Genomic DNA, 20032 nt, shown 5'->3' with positions numbered 1-20032 from the left:
TCTACCCATGAGCCTACTCAAAAAGGTACCATCCATTGCTGGAGAGGGAATGCAACAAGATCACTTCGGTGGAATCATCTATTTAAAGATCCCCGTCTGTTCTCAAACTTCAGCGGGCAGTATACCCGGTTTCGCTACCATATAGCGGCCAATGTAGGCAATAATTCGCTACTCATTGCCTCCTCGATTCGCGATTGGGGCGGCAAAGCTAATTTTAGTTTCAGCCCGGATCCCCGCAATAACCTACACTTCGGAGCTCCGTTCACTAATTACTATTTCAACGCCAATATTGTCAGTACGACAGGTGAAATTTCGGAGGCCCTCAAATCACAGCCCGGTACCCAGATCAACACGATTGAATTCGCTCCGTACGCCAACAATGATCGGCAATGGGGCCATTGCTGGCAAGTTAACACCGGACTTCAATATTCGAATCTTTTTGTACAGAACAACCTATACACCAATCTGGAACCTCGACTAGCGGGCCGTTACCTGATCAACGAACGCCACTCCTTTAAACTGTTGTATGCCCGAATGGCTCAGTACATGCACCTGGTGGCTAGTTCGTCAATAGCCCTGCCCACTGATTTATGCTATCCAGCCACGGCCCGCGTGAAGCCGGGCCTATCTGATCAGGTCAGTGCCGGGTATTATTATGGGTCATACACCCTGGTGTTAGCAAATACGTCGAGCTGGCTGGCTGAAGATTAAAGTCTGCTAGGATGTCTTGTTCTGATTTTATTTGGAGGTCTAACTGAATGATTTTACTCTCTCCTAACGGCAGCACAATCCCCATATCAACAGGACATTACGAGCTCCTAATCTATTCTAGCACAAGCTTTTGGTAGGCAATATTATTTAAGTATATCAAAATAGCCTATAGGGATAGCATAATTTTAAAAATACTACAATCAATTGACCCTATCAGTCAATTAGCTGAGGCATCTTGTCTTCCTGGTTTCATCATTTCAGGTCTTTCATTGATTGTTCGTTGTTTAGCAACGGTTGAAACCCCCTCTTTTTACTGGAATACCATCTGTTTGTACCGCTTTTTTAAGGCCTTCTCCTGGTAGGTTTGTTTCGACAAAAGCCGGAAGTCAAACTTCATCAAGTTCTTGAGTCCCAATCCGGTAAATCAATCAATTCAACCATATATAAGCGATGAATAACGCACTCAACCTAATACCACCTTGATTCTATCTGTTTTACAAAACCTATATTCAAATCAACCAATTCTTAATTCTCAACAACCATGTGGACAATTAATCGCGCCGTTTTATGCGCATCACTTAGTATTGCCATACTTCTTTCAACAGCCCGGAACGTTTCGGCTCAGGCATCGGCTACCGGAGTAAAAAATGTAGTATTGGTTCACGGAACGTGGGCTGATGGCTCAAGTTGGTCTAAGGTAATTCCATTACTAGAAGCTAAGGGATTTAACGTAATAGCCGTACAAAATCCACTTACCTCCCTGGGTGACGATGTGGCGGCTACTAAACGAGCCATCGAATTAATGAAGGGGCCAGTTTTATTAGTGGGTCATTCCTGGGGGGGCGTAGTCATTACCGAAGCGGGTAACCATGATAAGGTGGCTGGGCTTGTTTACGTAGCTGCCGCTGCTCCTGATGAAGGGCAGTCTTTTCTGGAACTGGTACAGACCGCAGCCTCTACACCGGGCAATGACGAAATAAAACCGGATGCCTATGGGTTTGTCAGCATGTCGCCCAAAGGAATTAATGAAGATTTTGCGCAGGATTTACCCCAATCTGAACGGAAGTTACTGGTGGCAACGCAGGGACCACAAGCGTTCACGGCATTAAAAGAAAAAATCACTAAAGCAGCCTGGAAAAATAAACCTTCCTGGTATGTCGTGGCGGCTAATGACCGAATGATTAATCCGGATCTGGAACGAACGCTGGCCAAAAAACTCAAGGCTACTACCATTGAACTCAAATCCAGCCATGTTGCCATGCTGGCGCAGCCGGATAAAGTGGCTGCGTTTATTTTAGAAGCGGCCAGCAAAGTAAAGCCGATGTAAATAATGACCGGGCGCCCACTTTTAGTATTGATTGAATTAGCTTAAGAGTGGGAGATCCGGTTGAGCTTTTACGAAGAATCTGCTCATAGATTACTGTAGTTGACTATGTACCAAAGACATACTACCATTTTACTGACAGACGATGATGACGATGATCGTTATTTTCTGCGTCAGGCGATTGAGCGGATCATCGACGATTCGGCTGTTTTGGAGGCCAAAAATGGTGAAGAAGCGCTAGCTCTGCTGCAAACAAATTTTATTCAATTAGTCATCCTGGATATGAACATGCCCGGATTAAATGGCCTGGAAACGCTGGTATTCATTCGGGCGCAAAATCAACTATTTTCTACGCCGGTTGTCATGCTCTCAACCAGTGACCAGCCAGAGCTAATAACATCAGCCTATGCGAAAGGAATAAATTCCTTTATCAAAAAACCAATGCAGGTAGGCGAATATGACCGGATTGCCGACGCCATAAAAACCTGCTTTCTTTCGCTTCCGGTAAGCTGAACGCTTAACTATCTTGCACAATAACTAACTCTTAATCAGAAGATTTACTGAGGTAAGTAAATCCGCAATGGATACAAATAATGACAACTCATCAACCAGGTATGGACAACCGTATTTTAGGCCTTCATCACATCACGGCTATCGCAAACAACGCGCAGCGCAACTACGATTTTTATACGCACGTGCTGGGACTTCGGATGGTGAAAAAGACTGTCAACTTTGATGACCCCACTACGTATCATTTTTACTACGGCAACGAAAATGGAACCCCCGGTACCATTCTTACCTTTTTCCCCTGGGAAGGTATTGGCCCCGGTAGAAGCGGTGTCGGTATGGCAACTGAAATTGGTTATTCCGTACCGACTGGAAGCCTGGATAACTGGGCGGGGCGATTTAGAGAGTTTGGCGTGTCTATGGGTGAACAAGCGGAGCGCTTTGGGGAAACGTATTTACCTTTTACTGATCCCGATGGATTGGCGATTGCCCTGATTCAGCATTCGGATGAGCGACCCGCCTGGGAAACCGCCGATATCAAGCAAGACATGGCGACCCAGGGATTTCATAGCGTAACGTTAAGCCTGCAAAAAATTGAGGCCACTGCCCATGTGCTGACCGACATTTTTGGGTATACGCTACAAGCGCAGGAGGCTAATCGCTACCGGTTCGTGACCGATGCCATTGCTACGGCATCAATAGTCGATTTGTTGGAAGAACCAGCCGGCATGACAGGCAAAAATGCCGCTGGCACTAATCATCACGTAGCCTTCCGGGTCGCCAATGAGACTATCCAGATGGAATTCCGGGAGAAGATCCTGAGCAAAGGATTACAGATAACCCCGAAAATTGATCGGGATTATTTCTTTTCACTCTATTTCCGCGAACCAGGTGGCGTTCTGTTTGAAATCGCAACCGACAATCCCGGCTTCACCGTCGATGAGCCTCTACAGGAATTGGGCAGCCATCTAAAACTCCCGAAGCAGTACGAACCCTCCAGAGCGCGTATTGAAAAAACACTTCCTGTATTGGCCTCATAATAAGCATACACCAGGCATCCGACTGCTGCGAGTTACGTTAAACCCACCCATTCACTAATCTTCAGTAACCAGACTAACTGATCTTTAATAAATACACCACATGGCTACAATAGCTTTGTATGGATTTGGCCGCATCGGGCGGCAGTTCCTGCGTATAGGCTTACAGCAAAACCTGTTTGTTCCAGTGGCCGTTGCCGACATTCGGGACGAGCCGACCCTGGCTGCACTGTTTGCTGTCGACACCAATTACGGTCGATGGCCGAAACCTGTTTCCGGAAGCGATGGCAAGCTAACAATAGGCGAACAGACAATTCCTTATATCAATTCGTTGAAAGAAGTACCTGATTGGGGTTCGCTTGGTGTTGATTTAGTTGTGGACTGCACAGGTCGGGCAACAACCCGTGCCGGAGCGCAGGTACACCTTGACCGAGGGGCTAAGTACGTGCTCATCAGCGCGCCCAGCAAAACCCTGGCCGATTGTGACGCCGTACTCCTGAAAGGCATCAATCTGGACACATTCAATCCAGTTAACCATCACATTATCAGCATGGGTAGCTGCACAACAAATGCGCTGGCAGCAGTGGTCAATGTGATTCAGGAAAATTTTGGTATCCAGTACGGCCTTTTTTCGACGGTACACTCGTATACCAATACCCAGTCTATAACAGACCAGCCGATGAAAGATCGTCGTGACTCCTGGGCTGCGGCCGAGAATATAATTCCTTCGTCGTCGGGAGCGGCCAGGGCTTTGCAATTTATTTGGAAGGACCTGAAAATTACGGGCAAAGCGTACCGCGTCCCGACGCGCACGGGCAGTATTGCCGAACTGAATTTAATCACTAAAAAAGATTGCACGGTACAGGAAGTCAATGATGCATTCCGAAAAGCCGCTGCTGAAGGCCCGCTTAAAGGGGTCATGGATGTACTGGAGGGTGAGTGGGCCTCGTCCCGAATTGTAGCCGACCCGCATTCATCCATTATTGATTTACCCCTGACAGCCAGAGAAGGTAATCTACTGTCGGTAGCGGCCTGGTATGATAACGAATGGGGATTTTCGAATCGCCTGGCTGAAGTTGCCACATTTCTGGCTGAACGAATCTGATCAACTTATAAAACTATCATTCATGAAAACAAGTATCGGTATTTCGCCCGAGAATCGGGAAGTCGTTGCCCATACGCTAGCCAAACTGCTGGCCGATGAGTTTGTCCTTTACACAAAAACGCTGAACGCCCACTGGAATCTGGAGGGCATAGACTTCCATTCGGTACACCTCTACTTTGAGGACTTGTACAACCAGTCGGCCGCGATGGTCGATGAAGTAGCGGAGCGTATCCGGCAGTTAGGTCATTACGCCCCGGCTACGCTAAAAAACTTTCTTCAACTCACTCACCTGACCGAGCAGGACGAAGATGGGAACGATAGCCATAGCCTGATCAGAAAATTGCTGAGTGACCATGAGAGTATCATCGAATTTATTCGCGCCAATATCAACGAATTCGAGGAGGCCCATCAGGACGCCGGGACAAGTGATTTTGTGACAGGAATAATGGAAAAGCACGAAAAAATAGCCTGGATGTTACGGGCACACCTAAAGTAAACTGAATTCGACGATTCACATAACAAACGAACGTATCCAATGAAACCAACGGCAACTAGTTCATCGGGTAACAACAATCCATTCGACCCGAACACTTACCTGGTCGTTCCGGCTAAAACGTTTGAGGACCTGCAAATCGGCGATGTGTTTCGCGCTCCGAGCCGTACTTTGACGGACGCCCATGCGTCAGCTTTTCAAACAGTCTCCTGCGACAATCATCCCGTTCACTACGATGTCGAATGGGCACGCAGCCATGGACATACTGCACCGGTTGTTCACGGACTTCAGGTGCTGGCCTTTACGGCGCCGGGTGCTACGTTGTTTCCACACTACATCGGTGAAGTATTCATCAGCTTCAGTGAGGTATCCTGCCAGTTTTTGCTAGAAGTACATTCCGGGGATACCCTGTACCCGTCTCTGGAAATTATAGACCTCATTACGCAGGGCGAAACGGGCATTGTCGTAACGGCTGCAACCGTTTATAATCAGCGAGGTGAGCTTGTGCTTTCTGGGCAACATAAGTACCTGCTGCGAACCGGTACCAATAGAATGAAGCAATAACTCTAGTGCCTACCTCCAAATATAATGGACTCTCCAATTTATTTGGAGGTGGCTTAAATCGCGAAAAATTCCAAATGGATTGACAATCAGTAGATTAATTTAAAATACTTGATTGTTCAGTACTATTTTGAGTTTGGCATTTTATTGGCAAAGTTGTTCGAAGTGGTTAAGTCAATATATCCATCCAGAACACTTCCCAGTATGAAACGCAACATGCAGCATGAACTCTTGAAGGTTCAGGTAGTAGAAACGAACCAATGGCCTTACCCAGTTCATAACCACAACCACTTTGAACTCATCCTGATCCGAACCGGCAGTGGGCAGCATATAATTAATGGCAATCGATTCGCTTATCAGGCCGGCGATATATTCTTTCTGGGACATTTAGACAGCCATTATTTTTTAATTGATAAAATGACCTGTTTTTACTGTCTTTCCTTCACTGAACTTTACATGACTGGATTGACGACGCCCGGGACAGACGGCTGGCAACAAATCAAAGAGCGCGCACTTACGACCAGTCATCGACTCGTGGGTAGTATCGTTACAGACCGCATCGAGCAACAAAATCTGAATGCGTTGGTCGACATCCTGTTAACGGAACAGAAAAACCACCGACCATTGATTTCGAACCAAATCGTAGAGGCCCTAATGAAAACGATTCTGAGCTTGGTTGAGCGTCAACTTGCTCAACATCAGGGATTAACTTCGTCCACTGTTAGCGCGGCTTCACTGATGCAGCGAATTGGCATGTACATCTGCCAGCATATAACCATGCCGGATCACCTGCGCATGGAGAAAATGGCCGATGTGTTCAATTATTCCCAAAGCCACCTGAGCGCTCTATTCAAACAACAGGCGGGCGAATCCATCAATCAGTACATCATTCGGTATAAACTTCAATTGGTAGAAACAAGGCTACGGTTGAGTAGCATGACAATTTCGCAGATAGCAGACGAATTTGGGTTTACTGATATATGCCACCTTAATAAGCTTTTCAAACGGTATTACCAGACGACGCCTACGGAGTACCGACGAAGTTTGCTTGTTCCTACTCGCGTAAGAAACGCATTTTTACAGCCTTCCTTAAATTAACTACCAGGGCTACGCATTTACAACGTCGGACACGCCAACTTTTTCTTCAGAAAACGTCAGGCTCACCTGCACCCCATTTAGCTGGCTGATTTGCAATTTGCCTCCAAGTTGTTTACTCAGCCCCCGAATCAGGCTCATACCCAATGTTCGACTTCGGCTCGGGTTCAGATCGGGGGGTAGGCCAACACCATTATCACCAATGGTGAGTCGATACGTTCGTTTAGCCACTTCGGCAAGTTCAACGTAGAGGCTGCCCTGCTGATTGGCGGGGAAAGCATATTTTAGGGAGTTGGTCACGACTTCGTTCAGAATGAGGCCCAGTGGCACTGCCAGAATAACATCCAGATTGATGGCGGTAAGGGACATTCGCTTGGTAACGGAATCCTGGCAGGCAAACGTAACCAGTAGATAATCGACGATTTCGTCAATATACTCGGCCATTGGAATCGTCGATAACCGGTCCGATTGGTAGAGCTTCTGATGGATCAGGGCCATAACATGAACCCGGCTCTGGCTCTCGCGGATAGCGGACAGGGCCGCTTTATCTTTTAGATAAACGCCCTGGGAGTGTAGCAAGCTACTGATTATCTGAAGGTTGTTTTTTACCCGGTGGTGGATCTCTTTAAGCATCCACTCTTTTTCTTCCAACAACCCTTCTTTCTCATCGAGCAGGTTGTCTTTGTCATCAATAAGGATTTCCTTCTCATCCAGGATACGCTGAAGGGATTCATTTTTTTGATTGATCTCCAGCTGCTTGGCTTCCAGAAGTTGGTTACTCCGCTGCTTTAATCGGTACTGATTAAAGCTGACACCTAATAAACCCAGGAGCAGGACGGTTCCCGCCAGTATTCCATTACGTGTTGTTTTTTCTTTTTCCAGTTCATTCCGCTGCTGTTGAATCTGCTGTACCTTTTTAGCGGTTGCATACTTAACCTCCAACTCCGCAAACTGCCGACTTTTCACTTCATTAAAAATTGAATCATTTAACGCTTTGTGTTGGCGAAAATGGCGAATGGCCGACAGGTAGTTTCCCTCCGTAGAATCAACTTTAAATAACATAAAGTGAATGTCCTTTACGGTTGATGGGGCATTTTTCTGGGGCGAGAAGGCGAGGGCTTTTCGTAAATAAAAGCCTGCTTTTTTCAAATCCTTACGTTTTAAATAAAATTCTCCGACTTCTTTGGGCGCTTTTTGGGCCATTTCGAAGTCATTACCCGACTGGCTGTACCAGGCAATTGCTTCCAGGTAATATTTCTCGGCCAGCGCATAATTTTTCAAATCGTTATAACAATACGCGAATATTTGCGCAATGCATCCTTTTTGAATATTCGTAACAGGCTGAATTTCAGTAACAAGGTTGTTGATTAACCGAAGGGCCTCCTGTGTTTTATGATGCCCAATTAAATCCTGCACAATAAAACTAGCTGCATAATACAGCGAATAATTCGGTAGTTTTTCCTGTCGCCATTGCTGAAGTGTTTTCTTAAACCAGTACGTACTTTGATCGGGTTTACCCAGTTCCATGTATACCTCGGCAATCGTCCCGTAAAAGCTGGCAGCCGCTAAAGTGTCCTGGGTCCTGTTCATACTTTCCAGGGATTGCAGTGCGTAATAAAGGCCTTTCTCGAAATTTCCCTTTAATCGACTAACACTGGCTAACCAGCTATAGGTGTAATGAAGCTTAGTATAGTTGATCGCTTTATACCGTTTCAACACATCCAGAAACTCGTTTTCTGCCAGATCCAGCTCGCCCAGATCGGCATGGAGACCGGCAATGTGCTCGTACATCTGAATTTCTTTTTCCGGATTTCTGAGTGCTTTGTACAGCGATGCGGCTTGACGAAATCCAGCAATAGCTTTAGGATAATTTCGGGTGATATACCGCTGAGCAGTGGCGAATCTGTATAGGGCGTCGGCTTCGGTTTCTTTATCACCCGTTCGATGGCAGTCTGAAATGAGTTTAGAAAAAACAGCCTCGGCAAGCCGGACATTTCCCCGCTCCATATAGGCAATAACCAATATACTTTCGGCCTGGTGTTTTTCTTTTGAAACATGCAGCCTGTTGCTTAACTCTTCTGCCTGATGTAAATAAAGCAGCGCACTGTCCAGGTCAATTTTAGCCTCCCCCGCTTTATATACGTGAAATTTTCCTAAGTTAATCAGTGTAGAAATGCGGGCTGTATCGAGCTCACTTTTTTGTAGTTTGGTCAATAATTGATTGACCATTTTTCGTGTAATATTTTGGCCATTGCACGAGGCAACACCCAAAATATGAAACGTAATACTAAACAGGCTTAACCAGGCAATTTTTGTAGGGTACAATGTTGCCAATTTTCTCACTCGCTGAAAAAGTCGTGCCCAATTCCGCATCGATTGTTTTTATTAAAAATCCTTTTTCTGTCCAAACGTATTCACATCGTCAATTGATGAACGTTACGCACTGACCAACGCTGGCTGACCTACTTTATCTTCGGCGAACAGCAGGCTAATCTGTACGCCATTCACCTGATTGATTTGCAGCGTGCCCCCGAGCTGTTTGCTCAGCCCCCGAATCAGACTCATGCCCAGCGTGCGACTGCGGGAAGGATTCAGGTCGGTTGGTAAACCGACACCGTCATCACTAATCAAAAGCCAGAAGCTCTGATTATCCACCCGGTTAAGCTCAATTTGTATGGTTCCAGTGCTATCCATCGGAAACGCATATTTCAGGGAGTTCGTAATGGCTTCATTGATGATCAGCCCCAGCGGAACGGCCAACGTAACGTCTAAATCAATCGGTGCAACGGCAACCTGCTTTTTGACAGTCCCCTTTAAATCAAACGTCCCCATCAGGTACTCAACAATTTCATTGACGTATTCCGCCATTGGAATGCTGGACAACCGGTTCGATTGGTACAATTTCTGGTGAATCAGGGCCATCGCATGAACCCGGTTCTGGCTTTCGCGAATTGCGGCCAGCGCAGCCTGATCTTTAAGGTATGTGGATTGAGAATGAAGCAGGCTGGTGATGATTTGCAGGTTGTTTTTTACCCGGTGGTGAATTTCCCGAAGCATCCATTCCCGCTCCCGTAGTAAGTGTTCCTGATCATCGACTGCCTTTTGGAGGAATATATTCTTTTGATTGATCTCCAGCTGTTTGGCTTCCAGGAGCTGGTTACTATGTTGCTTGAGGTGATAGCGATTGTAGCTTAGCCCTAACAGTAAAATCAGCATGATGATGCCGACAATAGTACCATTTCGGATGGTGTGGGCCTGTTGTAATTGATTCTGCTGCAAGTGGCTTTGCTTTGTCAGGAATTGAATGTTCTGCTGACTAAGCTTTAAATTCTGATCTTTCTTCTCGCTTTCGAACTCAATTTCCAGTTGGGCGATCTGTCGGCTTTTTGTGGTATTAAGCAAAGAATCCTGTAATCCTTTGTATCGTTGGTAATGCCGAATAGCGGAGAAGTAGTTGGTTTGGGTCGAATCCAGCCTGAACCATTGCAGGTGATTTTTGGCTAACGCCATGATCGATCCATTTAACTGGCAGCGCGATTCATTAAGGGCCAGGTACTGTCGGGCCTGCTGAAACTGCCCGCTCTTAATAAAAAAGTTGATAACCGCCTGATAAATGCGGGCGTGTCCCAAACTCCCAATGCCTCCTTTGTCCAGTATGCCCAATGCCTGATCGCAGTAGGTCTGAGCAAGTTTAAACCGATTTAGTGCCGTATAAATCGTAACAAAACGAAAGTCGACCAGCAGTTGGCTTTCCGCTGTCGTTGGCGGATATTGCCTGGACTTTTGCCGTAAAAAGCGAAGGGCCTGCTCCGGTTTATGTTGTTGAACTAGCAAATCAGACAGGTTGCCCACCAGGTGCAGGATATAGGCATTGTTGTTGTGTTTTAAGGCAATGGACAGCGATTTCTGAAAATAAACTTCCGCCTGTTTGAACTGACCCAGTCCATAATACGTGAGGCCCACCCGGTTGTAGATGGTACAGAGCGTCAGCGAACTATCTTTGTTCGCTTCGGCCGCCCGAACAGCCATCAAACCAAACGCCAGTCCTTCTTTATAATCGCCCAGCTTTGCCGATACGAACCCAAGCAAATCATATACTGTGGCTAAATCTGTATGGCCAATCGCGCGAAATAACCGAAGGGCACTTTGCAGTTCGGTTAGGGCTAACGCATAATTTTCCTGTATCTGATGGAGATCAGATAACTCCTTATACATATCAGCCTGTTTAACTTTATCGTTGGCCTGGATAAAATAAGCGAGTGCTTTTTCGTAGAAATGAATTTTTTTGGGCAGTTCATCTCCTTCGAGCTTGTAGAAACGAGCTTGATTCATGTACACATAGCCAAGCTGATCCCATTTCTTATGGCGCAGGAAAAATTTATCTGCCTGCTCGGCATACATGCTGGCTTTTGCGAAGTTCCCTTTTTCCAGCCAGATCAGGAATGAAGTATAAGCGGCCTCACCCAGGCAGGTCTGATCATGCAACGATTGAGCCAATGCCTTGGCCTGCTGACTCATCCGTAGCGCGGTGTCCAGATCATGAGCATCTTCACCTGGTTTAAGGACGTAACACTGACTCAGTTGAAGGAGTAAGTTCACCCGATTGGTATCCAGTTTATGAACGCTCAATAATCGTTGTAGACTATCAATCTGAGCCGGAGACCATTGCGCATTGACTGATAAGGTTGACAGCGTCCATAGGGTCAGAAAAATGTACTGCTTCATTATGTCCAATACCTTAATTGATACCAGATGAGGACGTTGGCGGCTGGGCGGAAAGTACTTTTCGGATACCCAGCTTTTCCATCCGATACTCGAGTGTGGTTGGCTTTAAGTTCATTAATTCAGCGGCTCCACCACTGCCCCGGATACGCCCGTTCGTTTGTTTCAGAATTGTCAGAATATATTCCCGTTCCGTTTCCTGTTGAATCTGTTTTACATCCTCCAAATCTTTTGGCGTTGACGTTCCTGACTGACCATACCCAGTCAAACTGGTGTCTGGATGAAGTATGGGGCCAGACATAGCTCGGGAAAACAGGCTGTTTACCAGGGGGCGGCCCAGCGTTAACGGTGCATGACCATCGTTGATAATGACCGCCTGTTCGATCACATTTTCTAATTCCCGGATATTCCCCGGCCAACTGTAATTGATCAGTTCATTGAGTACGGCCTCACCAATGCCTCGAAAGGGTTTCCCCAGTTTGCGGGCCGAACGTTGGGCGAAAAACTGGGCCAGGAGCGGTATATCGGCAGGTCGTTCCCGTAGCGTTGGTAAGGTAATGGGAAACGTAGCTAACCGGTAGTACAGGTCCATCCGAAAACGACCTTCGGCTACTTCTTTTTCCAGATACCGGTTGGTGGCAGCCAGCACGCGTACATCCGTTTTGATGGGGCTGCGGCCCCCTATTCGTTCGATCTCTTTCTCCTGCAGTACGCGCAGCAGTTTTGCTTGTAATTCGAGGGGCATCTCCCCAATTTCATCCAGAAAAATAGTGCCGCCCTGCGCTAGTTCAAACTTGCCAATCCGCTTCTCGAAGGCCCCCGTGAAAGCCCCCTTCTCATGGCCAAAAAGTTCAGACTCAATTAGCGTCGCCGGTAGCGTTGCACAGTTGATTTTGACCAGAATTTTATCTTTCCGGGCCGACAGGTTATGGAGCGCCCGGGCAATGAGTTCTTTTCCAGTGCCGCTTTCACCCAGAATGAGTACGGTCGTGTCGGTATTGGCGACCTGGGTGACCTGATCAAAAACCCGTAACAGGCGTTGACTCCGGCCAATGATCTCTTCAAAATTGGCTAATGTCTTGACCTCTTCCTGGAGGTAGTTATTCTCCCGTTTTAATTGTTCGCTCAGTCGAGCCACTTCCTCAAAGGCGAGTACCCGCTCCAGCATTAATACAACAGGTTGCTCCAGCCGCTCCAGTAGACTAACGTGCCGGGACAGGTAAGCGTCGGACTTACGACTCAGGAAAGAGATACTGAACGTATCAACTGGCCCTATTCGTAGCGGCATCGTTAATGCCGACTCAAACCGGAATGTTTTAGCCAGTAACTGCCCAAACTGACTCTGTTTACAGAAAACGCTAAATGAAGCGTCATTATAGCGAACAGGGCCGGAAAATAGCTGGTCAACTTGTAGCCGGAGAAGTTGATCGACGGGGGTATTGGTCATTTGCTGGACATCGGCCAGACGTATAATTTGATACTCCTCAAATCCAACCCGGTAGTAATTGAAATGCTGGATTTGGCCGTTTTTCTGGTATTGAATCGACATGAAATCGAACGGCACGTGCTGCTGAAGAACCACCGTAGCCTTCAGCAGCTTCTGTTCCCACGTGTCGGGAGCCGACAGCGCATCCATCAGGGCAATCTGAAGCGCCTTTTCTTCCCGGAGCTTCATTTCCACACTGTGTGCATGACGGTATCGACTGATTTCCAGCGTCGTCAGTATATCTTTTTCCCGAAACGGTTTGACAATATAGCCAATTGGCTGTGTAGCCTTTACCGCTTCCAGCACACTCTTATTGTCGTTGGCCGATATGTAAATAAAGGGAATACCAAGATCTTCCAGCAGCTTTGCCAGATCAATGCCGGTTTCTTTTCCCTTCAGGTAAATATCCAGTAAGATGATATCGGGCTTTTGTTGATCCATTAGCGCCAGAGCTTCGGCAACAGAGTCGGCAACACCAATGACCGGATAGCCTGCCTCCTGTAAAATGAGTTCCAGGTCATTCGCGATAATATATTCATCTTCAACTATTAAAATCTTACAGGCCGATGGTGAGGAAAGAGGAGGGTTGACTGATGATTGCATAGTCCGAAATGGGTTAAAGGATTGCATACACAGACCGCGTTTCCATCTGTTTGCAAGAATTAGTCCCAATCATGGCTGAGAAGCACAAAAGGCATAAAAACGCTTGTTAAGCTAACTACTTTATTTGGTATAGAGGTTAAGAACAGGGATAAAAAGCACACAAATCGAGTAAAAATTAATTGAATCTCAGCCTTACTTAGACCCAAATCGGATACTCAATACAACTATTCCTACGGAAAAAGCAGAAAACTCCAGTTTTTCTGGAGAACTCCAAATTGAAAAATCCGACCAGTGGACCTGCTAACACTTGGAGACGATTATGGGCTATTGATAATGAGGGGCTTGCTATTCCCCACCGCACTAAATTGTTACTTTACGCAGTCGGCAGAGGCTGGCACTTACCTTGATAGAGCGTATGGTCATGACGCTTACCTTTTGTTCATATGGCCATTCCCAAACATTTAATCGACGTAGTTTATAGTGTTTTTTCGGATAATAACCTAAGCCGAATACTACCTGTGCTGGATGAGAAAATCGTGCTCTATATTTCTGAGAATGGCCCTACCGGTAGCGAGTACCATGGCAGAAGCGGTTTTTTGACTATGATGTCCAGACTTTACACGGTTTGCGAAAACCTCAGCGTGAATTCGCTCGTGTATTTCCTGCCGGAAAATGACGCTCAACAAAACGCTATTATTACGACCGGTTTTTTTGAAGGTAAACTTCTGGCTGACAACGAACCCGCTGTTGTCCCTTTTATCCACTGCTGGCAAATAAAAGATGATCGGGTAATTGAACTAAGGGCGTTTAGCTGGGATTCCGCCAAGCTCCTCAACCGATTGCAACAGGCGAATAAAGGCACTACTCTCCCGCCAAACGGGCATAATACGGCGAATGGAAGCAGTAGGCCCTAGCACGTAGCACACCTACTTAAAAACAGGAATGCATCCACTTGAAACGGTTTTACTGCTACTGATTTTTGTCATTGGGCTGGCGCTGATAGCCCGACGACTCAACCTGGTCTTCCCGATAGTATTGACGGTAGGCGGCCTGATTATTGGCTTTATTCCCGGCCTGCCAAACGTAGGGTTGGACTCGTCGGTTGTGCTGCTGGTTTTTTTACCACCTATTCTCTATAGTGCGGCCTGGTATACCAACTGGAGCGACTTTCGCCGAAATTTAGAGCCTGTCGTTGTGCTCGCCCTGGGATTGGTGCTGGCAACCAGCGTTGGTATAGCTTACGTAGCGCAATCGTTTATTCCCGGATTTACGCAGGCTACGGGCCTACTGCTGGGGGCTATTGTTTCCCCTTCCGATGCCGTAGCCGCTACGGCGATCATGAAGACGCTGACGGTTCCCCGAAAAATTGTCGCTGTCCTTGAGGGCGAAAGTCTGGTTAATGATGCAACCGCATTAGTACTCTTCCAACTGGCCCTGGCTACCATGAATACCGGGCGCTTTTGTCTGACCAATTCGCTGCTGGATTTCATTTGGTTAGCCGGGGGTGGAGTCGTTACCGGACTTGTCATTGGTTATTTATCGTTCTGGTTGCACAAGTACGGCAATCTGGAGCCCGCGCTGGAAACGGTGCTGACGTTCGTGACGGCCTATTCGGCTTATATTACCGCTGAACACCTTCAGCTAAGTGGGGTACTTAGTGTGGTTACGGCGGGATTATTGTTAGGCCATAAGCAGTCAAGAGTACATAGCCCAACCACACGGATGCAGGCGGTAGCGGTCTGGGATTTTGTCGTTGTGCTGCTGAATGGGCTGATCTTTATTTTGATTGGGCTGCAGCTACCGCATGTGGTGGCCTCCATCAAAGGGCAGTCGCTGGGGCAACTCGCCTGGTTCGGATTACTCATTAGCCTGACCGCTGTGGCGATCCGCTTTCTGGGAATCTTTGTTGCCGATACGGTTTCGACCCGGATACGGCAGACGTTGCACCTTGCTCCTGTATTTCCGTCCTACAAACACACAACTTTGTTGGCGTATATCAGCATGCGGGGCATTGTATCTCTAGCGGCTGCGCTATCGATACCTGAACAACTCCCCAATGGCCTTCCGTGCCCCGGTCGGAATCTAATCCTGTTTATTACGTTTTGCGTGATCCTCTTTACGCTGGTCGGTCAGGGGAGTATGCTACCCGTTGTGATTCGGGCTTTGCAATTCGGTCAGCCGTCCACCGACTATCTTTCCCGCCGGGAGATCCGTAAAAGACTTTCCCAAAAAGCGCTGGCGATGATTCATCGTGTGGTTAATCAGGAAGGGCTTACCGGAAACACTGTCCAGGAAATCATTGGCCAGCATCAGCAGCGTGTTGATTCACTTGAAGGCGGAGATTCAGACAAGACGCTGTCTCAGCATCAACTAAGTCAAAAACTGACCCTATCATCCATCCAGGCGCAACGGGCGGAACTATTATCCTTACGGGACGACCAATTGATCGACGTTGACTTATTCCATGAATTAGAAAACGAACTGGATCGGGAAGAGATACAATTACAAGGTACTGACATATAGCCTGAAATAGATTCCTGATGGCTTCTGTAAACGAGTTATGGACGAGATCACATAGCGGATCATGACTGAAAAGTCTGTTTTATGATCCTCTCTTTTTACTGGAATACCATCTTTTTATACCGCTTTTTACAGGTAGAAGGCCTGTAGTTTTGTTCCAACGAAAATAACCAAGTCAAGACCCTACTACGCTTTGATTGAAGGCCTTAATAACTACCGCTTAACCTGATCAATAAAGAGTAACGGCTTTATAAACGAAGAATACCAATTTTTAATTTTTATCTACTCTCAACAATTTAATCCTACGATCATGAGCAAGATCACAGTAAAAGACGGTACCGAAATTTTTTACAAAGACTGGGGAACAGGACAGCCCCTTGTGTTTCACCACGGCTGGCCTCTATCGGGCGATGACTGGGACACACAGTTAATGTTCTTCGTATCGCGTGGATTTCGCGTTATTGCCCATGATCGCCGGGGGCATGGCCGTTCATCGCACACATCTGAGGGCCATAATATGGACACTTATGTCGCCGATGTGGCGGAGCTAGTCCAATTTCTTGATTTAAAAGATGCCATACACATCGGCCATTCAACGGGTGGTGGCGAAGTAATTCATTACGTGGCCAAACATGGACAGGGCCGGGTCGCTAAAGCGGTGCTTATTAGTGCGGTTACGCCCCTAATGGTCCAGACAGAAGCCAACCCTGACGGTGTTCCGATGTCGGTATTTGATGAAATACGGGAAGGAACGGCTAAACACCGCCCCCAATATTTCCAGGATTTTACCCTGCCATTTTATGGATACAATCGGGAGGGGGCAACCATCTCGCAGGGCATCCGGGATAATTGGTGGCGTCAGGGCATGATGGGAAGCATAAAAGCCCATTATGATGGTATAAAAGCTTTTTCAGAAACCGATTTTACGGAAGACCTCAAACGTGTGGATATACCGGTTCTAGTTCTGCATGGCGAAGATGACCAGATCGTTCCTTTCCCCATTTCTGGGGCAAAAGCAGTTAAATTGTTAAAACACGGGAAACTGATTTCGTATCCAGGGTTTCCGCATGGCATGCCCACCACCGAAGCTGATACGATTAATGCGGACTTACTGGCTTTTATTAATTCGTAATGAATCAATAGATTAGGTCCAAACTACATCAAAAGAACTGTCAATATTTTTATTGACAGTTCTTTTGATGAGTTAGCAGTTGACGACCAAGACTATCATTATCTTGACACGCTAGTCGTCATTGGAGTTGTCCAGCTATTTCAATATGTATGCCAAGTGGTAGAATCAACTTTGTCTTAAATGACAGCTATTTCATCTACTAATCGATTCTTCGATATACCCCAATAATCTCAAATAATACCCTGAAGGCAACGGCGGGAGAGAGTAGAAGAAGCTTTAGGGCTTAGGTTAACAATTGAGCAAACTTCCTCATAGTCTTTTCTAATCACTTCTGGTATATAGGCTGGATATGGCTTAGATTCTGATTGGGGCTTAAGGGGCCAACAAAGGCTATCCTGTTACTCGTAATCCAACGCCAGGATTAACCTCCCTTCTAAAAAGGCAAGCGGTGATAAAGTATTCTTTACAATCAGGGTTCGGACATACGATAATAGTACTTGTTAAAGTCAAGCGTCCATCTTTATTATTTTAAAAAAATCATGATCCTCGCTTGATCGTTGTTCATCAGTAATAACCGCCTTATATTGACAGTATGGGCAAGTCCAAGTAAAGACACTCAGGGATTACTTTGTTAATATAGCGAAGTAATTGCGTTAACACATTGCATTGCACAGAAATGAAAAAAGCACCTAACATTGCTGTTAAGTGCTTGATCCACAGGGCTCCCGAAGCTGGGCTCGAACCAGCGACCCTCTGATTAACAGTCGTATCCAATGCTCTATTTTCTATTATTCGTCTCCTTATAATCATTAGGTTATTCATTTGATATACAGTACATTATATGTGATTCTCCTATTTCTATTTATTGATACTGTGCGTTAATTATGTATTTTTGTATTGCAAGTTGTATTGCAACATACAAACTGCTTGCAATACATTATGAGCAAAGCAACAGTTAATCTGTTTTTTGACAAACGAGCTAGCAAAAACGGCGAAGGCATAATAAAATGGCTTGTCTGCCTTGATCGCAAACAACGGCTGTTCAGTACTGGGCGAAAGATCAAATATGTGGAATGGTCATTTTTGCAGGATAGTAAAAGCAAGCTGGATAACCGAATTAAAGACGAGGATAAAATACGGCTCTGGCATGAGGTATACGGTGAAACATTTCAGGATGAATCAACTGGCAAGCCACAAACCAGCTATCTGAAACGGGCACAGATGGTAATTGGTCAGTTAGACGACCGTTTCAGTTTTGATGCCTTTGCCGAAGCTATTGCCAACTATGGCAAAGAAAAGCTACTACCCGCTGAGCAAACAGACTTTATATCTGCAATACTGACTAAGGCTACTGTAATGAGCAACGCTGGACGTATCGGTAATGCAATCAATTATGAATTAGCCGCAAAGTCATTACGTCGGTTTGTAGATTCTTTCACCGATGAAGAACGTAAAGAGTTTTTGAATATTCCCATTCCCCGCAGATCGAATCAGGTGCGACCTATTGCTACCCTGCATTTTAACCACCTCACGCCCGATTTTCTAAATGCCTATGAACAGTGGATGCAACACTACGGCAAAACGTCACAGGGTAAGCTAAAGGCGCCAACGGGTGCCAGTTTAACTACTGTTGGAATTTACCTGCGCCATGTACGAGCGGTTATTAATGATGCCATAGAAACCGGTCAGATGAGCCAAGACGCTTATCCGTTTGGGCGTAATCGGTACGTTATTCCAGCCGGAACTAATGTAAAGAAAGCATTGTCCAGAGAAATCATTAATCAGATTAAAGCTTATCAGCCTATACTGGGAACAATGGAAAAGCGTAGCCATGATTTATGGTTATTTTCTTACTTCTGTAATGGGGCTAATCTCACCGATATCTGCCGGTTGACCTGGAACCGGGTTGATTTAAAAGAAAGTAAACTGACCTTTGTCCGACAAAAAACTGCCCGAAGTAAAAAACAGAATCAAACGCCAGTTATTGCTCATTTGCGACCGGAAACCCTTGCCATTATCGAGCGGTGGGGAACTAGCGATAGACGCGCCAATAGTTACGTTTTTCCGTTTCTTAATACTGATATGACTGACCACCAGAAAAAACAGGCCGTTCACCAAGTTGTGAAAATGACGAACAAATGGATGGGTAAGATTGCCATCCAGCTAGGAATTAAAGCCGACGTAAACACGTATTCGGCCCGTCATTCCTTTGCTACCAGTCTACTGAAAAGTAAAACTCCTCTTGCCTTTATTTCTAAATCCCTAGGCCATACTAATCTCAAAACGACAGAAAGTTACCTAGGCTCATTTGATGATGATGAAGCTAAAGAATTCTTAAACGCGCTGTAAAAAACCATATTTTCTGGTTATAACATGAAAGAATTAAACGCTTTTATTAAGGAGATTTTAACGGTTGACTATAGTTATTTTTATAGACTAATGGAGATTGTTATTTCAGTTGAAGAAACGTATGTGCCTTCAACTGAAAAATCTTGGCTAATGCAAACGGATTGGTCAACAGCTGAATTTGGACTTTTTATATCGACAGAATTAGGTCAAGAATATGCGAAAGAGTTTGTTAACAGATACTATCCTGCAGTTCCTTCAGTTATGCTCTTAAATTGTGCGCTGACAGAATTACTAAGAGTTTGTTGGGGAATTGATAAGGACTGGTAGCCGAGTCAACTTTGTATCGACCAAGAAACAAAGTAATGACCAAGCAGTGGCAACCACTGA

General features: G+C 46.0%; 17 protein-coding genes. 14 read left to right on the top strand and 3 right to left on the bottom strand.

Going from position 1 to position 20032, the window contains the following annotated elements; translation table 11 throughout:
- Positions 1-355: 355 nt before the first annotated feature.
- The 9 genes from ACYVEA_RS25620 to ACYVEA_RS25580 all read left to right on the top strand — a co-directional run bounded on the left by ACYVEA_RS25620 (position 356) and on the right by ACYVEA_RS25580 (position 6836).
- Positions 356-481: a hypothetical protein gene (locus ACYVEA_RS25620; protein WP_461116279.1), complete on the top strand. Its 126-nt coding sequence runs from the start codon at positions 356-358 to the stop codon at positions 479-481.
- 53 nt (positions 482-534) lie between these two features.
- Positions 535-711, top strand: a complete 177-nt coding sequence (locus tag ACYVEA_RS25615; RefSeq protein ID WP_461116278.1) for a hypothetical protein — start codon at positions 535-537, stop codon at positions 709-711.
- Positions 712-1252: 541 nt separating this feature from the next.
- Positions 1253-2038: an alpha/beta fold hydrolase gene (locus ACYVEA_RS25610; protein WP_461116277.1), complete on the top strand. Its 786-nt coding sequence runs from the start codon at positions 1253-1255 to the stop codon at positions 2036-2038.
- A 105-nt stretch (positions 2039-2143) separates the two neighbouring features.
- On the top strand, positions 2144-2548 hold the full coding sequence (locus ACYVEA_RS25605) for a response regulator (RefSeq protein WP_461116276.1): 405 nt from the start codon (positions 2144-2146) through the stop codon (positions 2546-2548).
- A 101-nt stretch (positions 2549-2649) separates the two neighbouring features.
- Positions 2650-3582, top strand: coding sequence for a ring-cleaving dioxygenase (locus ACYVEA_RS25600; RefSeq protein WP_461116275.1), 933 nt, complete (start codon positions 2650-2652; stop codon positions 3580-3582).
- Between the two features lie 100 nt (positions 3583-3682).
- Positions 3683-4684 (top strand): type I glyceraldehyde-3-phosphate dehydrogenase, encoded by a 1002-nt coding sequence (locus ACYVEA_RS25595; RefSeq protein WP_461116274.1) that lies wholly within the window; start codon positions 3683-3685, stop codon positions 4682-4684.
- 22 nt (positions 4685-4706) lie between these two features.
- Positions 4707-5180 (top strand): Dps family protein, encoded by a 474-nt coding sequence (locus ACYVEA_RS25590; protein WP_461116273.1) that lies wholly within the window; start codon positions 4707-4709, stop codon positions 5178-5180.
- A gap of 39 nt (positions 5181-5219) precedes the next feature.
- Complete coding sequence (locus ACYVEA_RS25585) at positions 5220-5741, top strand: MaoC family dehydratase (RefSeq protein WP_461116272.1); 522 nt, start codon at positions 5220-5222, stop codon at positions 5739-5741.
- A gap of 201 nt (positions 5742-5942) precedes the next feature.
- Positions 5943-6836 (top strand): helix-turn-helix domain-containing protein, encoded by an 894-nt coding sequence (locus tag ACYVEA_RS25580; RefSeq protein ID WP_461116271.1) that lies wholly within the window; start codon positions 5943-5945, stop codon positions 6834-6836.
- A 9-nt stretch (positions 6837-6845) separates the two neighbouring features.
- On the opposite strand, the gene ACYVEA_RS25575 is transcribed toward ACYVEA_RS25580, so the two are convergent.
- The 3 genes from ACYVEA_RS25575 to ACYVEA_RS25565 all read right to left on the bottom strand — a co-directional run bounded on the left by ACYVEA_RS25575 (position 6846) and on the right by ACYVEA_RS25565 (position 13644).
- Complete coding sequence (locus ACYVEA_RS25575) at positions 6846-9062, bottom strand: tetratricopeptide repeat-containing sensor histidine kinase (protein ID WP_461116270.1); 2217 nt, start codon at positions 9060-9062, stop codon at positions 6846-6848.
- A gap of 207 nt (positions 9063-9269) precedes the next feature.
- A complete protein-coding gene (locus ACYVEA_RS25570) occupies positions 9270-11558 on the bottom strand; it encodes a tetratricopeptide repeat-containing sensor histidine kinase (RefSeq protein WP_461116269.1) in 2289 nt (762 codons plus the stop codon).
- 13 nt (positions 11559-11571) lie between these two features.
- Positions 11572-13644, bottom strand: a complete 2073-nt coding sequence (locus ACYVEA_RS25565) for a sigma 54-interacting transcriptional regulator (protein WP_461116268.1) — start codon at positions 13642-13644, stop codon at positions 11572-11574.
- Positions 13645-14087: 443 nt separating this feature from the next.
- Between ACYVEA_RS25565 and ACYVEA_RS25560 the strand changes: the two genes are divergently transcribed.
- From ACYVEA_RS25560 to ACYVEA_RS25540, 5 genes are all read left to right on the top strand, one after another.
- Positions 14088-14558 carry a nuclear transport factor 2 family protein gene (locus ACYVEA_RS25560; RefSeq protein ID WP_461116267.1) on the top strand — a complete coding sequence of 157 codons (471 nt, stop codon included), beginning with the start codon at positions 14088-14090 and terminating at the stop codon, positions 14556-14558.
- Positions 14559-14586: 28 nt separating this feature from the next.
- The gene (locus ACYVEA_RS25555) at positions 14587-16167 is read left to right on the top strand and encodes a Na+/H+ antiporter (RefSeq protein ID WP_461116266.1); all 1581 of its coding nucleotides are present in this window, start codon (positions 14587-14589) and stop codon (positions 16165-16167) included.
- Between the two features lie 307 nt (positions 16168-16474).
- Positions 16475-17296, top strand: a complete 822-nt coding sequence (locus ACYVEA_RS25550) for an alpha/beta fold hydrolase (protein ID WP_461116265.1) — start codon at positions 16475-16477, stop codon at positions 17294-17296.
- A gap of 939 nt (positions 17297-18235) precedes the next feature.
- Positions 18236-19645 carry a tyrosine-type recombinase/integrase gene (locus ACYVEA_RS25545; RefSeq protein ID WP_461116264.1) on the top strand — a complete coding sequence of 470 codons (1410 nt, stop codon included), beginning with the start codon at positions 18236-18238 and terminating at the stop codon, positions 19643-19645.
- A 24-nt stretch (positions 19646-19669) separates the two neighbouring features.
- The gene (locus tag ACYVEA_RS25540) at positions 19670-19972 is read left to right on the top strand and encodes a hypothetical protein (RefSeq protein ID WP_461116263.1); all 303 of its coding nucleotides are present in this window, start codon (positions 19670-19672) and stop codon (positions 19970-19972) included.
- The last annotated feature ends 60 nt before the right edge of the window (positions 19973-20032 follow it).

It is taken from the genome of Spirosoma jeollabukense, assembly GCF_054777855.1.
Note: the sequence above shows the minus strand (reverse complement) of the source record. Positions and strands in the feature narration are given on the sequence as shown.

Bases quoted from the DNA above. Each gene is read 5' to 3' on its own strand.
- ACYVEA_RS25615 (WP_461116278.1), top strand. From the start codon at position 535: ATGGCTCAGTACATGCACCTGGTGGCTAGTTCGTCAATAGCCCTGCCC.
- ACYVEA_RS25610 (WP_461116277.1), top strand. From the start codon at position 1,253: ATGTGGACAATTAATCGCGCCGTTTTATGCGCATCACTTAGTATTGCC.
- ACYVEA_RS25605 (WP_461116276.1), top strand. From the start codon at position 2,144: ATGTACCAAAGACATACTACCATTTTACTGACAGACGATGATGACGAT.
- ACYVEA_RS25600 (WP_461116275.1), top strand. From the start codon at position 2,650: ATGGACAACCGTATTTTAGGCCTTCATCACATCACGGCTATCGCAAAC.
- ACYVEA_RS25595 (WP_461116274.1), top strand. From the start codon at position 3,683: ATGGCTACAATAGCTTTGTATGGATTTGGCCGCATCGGGCGGCAGTTC.
- ACYVEA_RS25590 (WP_461116273.1), top strand. From the start codon at position 4,707: ATGAAAACAAGTATCGGTATTTCGCCCGAGAATCGGGAAGTCGTTGCC.
- ACYVEA_RS25585 (WP_461116272.1), top strand. From the start codon at position 5,220: ATGAAACCAACGGCAACTAGTTCATCGGGTAACAACAATCCATTCGAC.
- ACYVEA_RS25580 (WP_461116271.1), top strand. From the start codon at position 5,943: ATGAAACGCAACATGCAGCATGAACTCTTGAAGGTTCAGGTAGTAGAA.
- ACYVEA_RS25575 (WP_461116270.1), bottom strand. From the start codon at position 9,062: ATGGTCAATCAATTATTGACCAAACTACAAAAAAGTGAGCTCGATACA.
- ACYVEA_RS25570 (WP_461116269.1), bottom strand. From the start codon at position 11,558: ATGAAGCAGTACATTTTTCTGACCCTATGGACGCTGTCAACCTTATCA.
- ACYVEA_RS25565 (WP_461116268.1), bottom strand. From the start codon at position 13,644: ATGCAATCATCAGTCAACCCTCCTCTTTCCTCACCATCGGCCTGTAAG.
- ACYVEA_RS25560 (WP_461116267.1), top strand. From the start codon at position 14,088: ATGGCCATTCCCAAACATTTAATCGACGTAGTTTATAGTGTTTTTTCG.
- ACYVEA_RS25555 (WP_461116266.1), top strand. From the start codon at position 14,587: ATGCATCCACTTGAAACGGTTTTACTGCTACTGATTTTTGTCATTGGG.
- ACYVEA_RS25550 (WP_461116265.1), top strand. From the start codon at position 16,475: ATGAGCAAGATCACAGTAAAAGACGGTACCGAAATTTTTTACAAAGAC.
- ACYVEA_RS25545 (WP_461116264.1), top strand. From the start codon at position 18,236: ATGAGCAAAGCAACAGTTAATCTGTTTTTTGACAAACGAGCTAGCAAA.
- ACYVEA_RS25540 (WP_461116263.1), top strand. From the start codon at position 19,670: ATGAAAGAATTAAACGCTTTTATTAAGGAGATTTTAACGGTTGACTAT.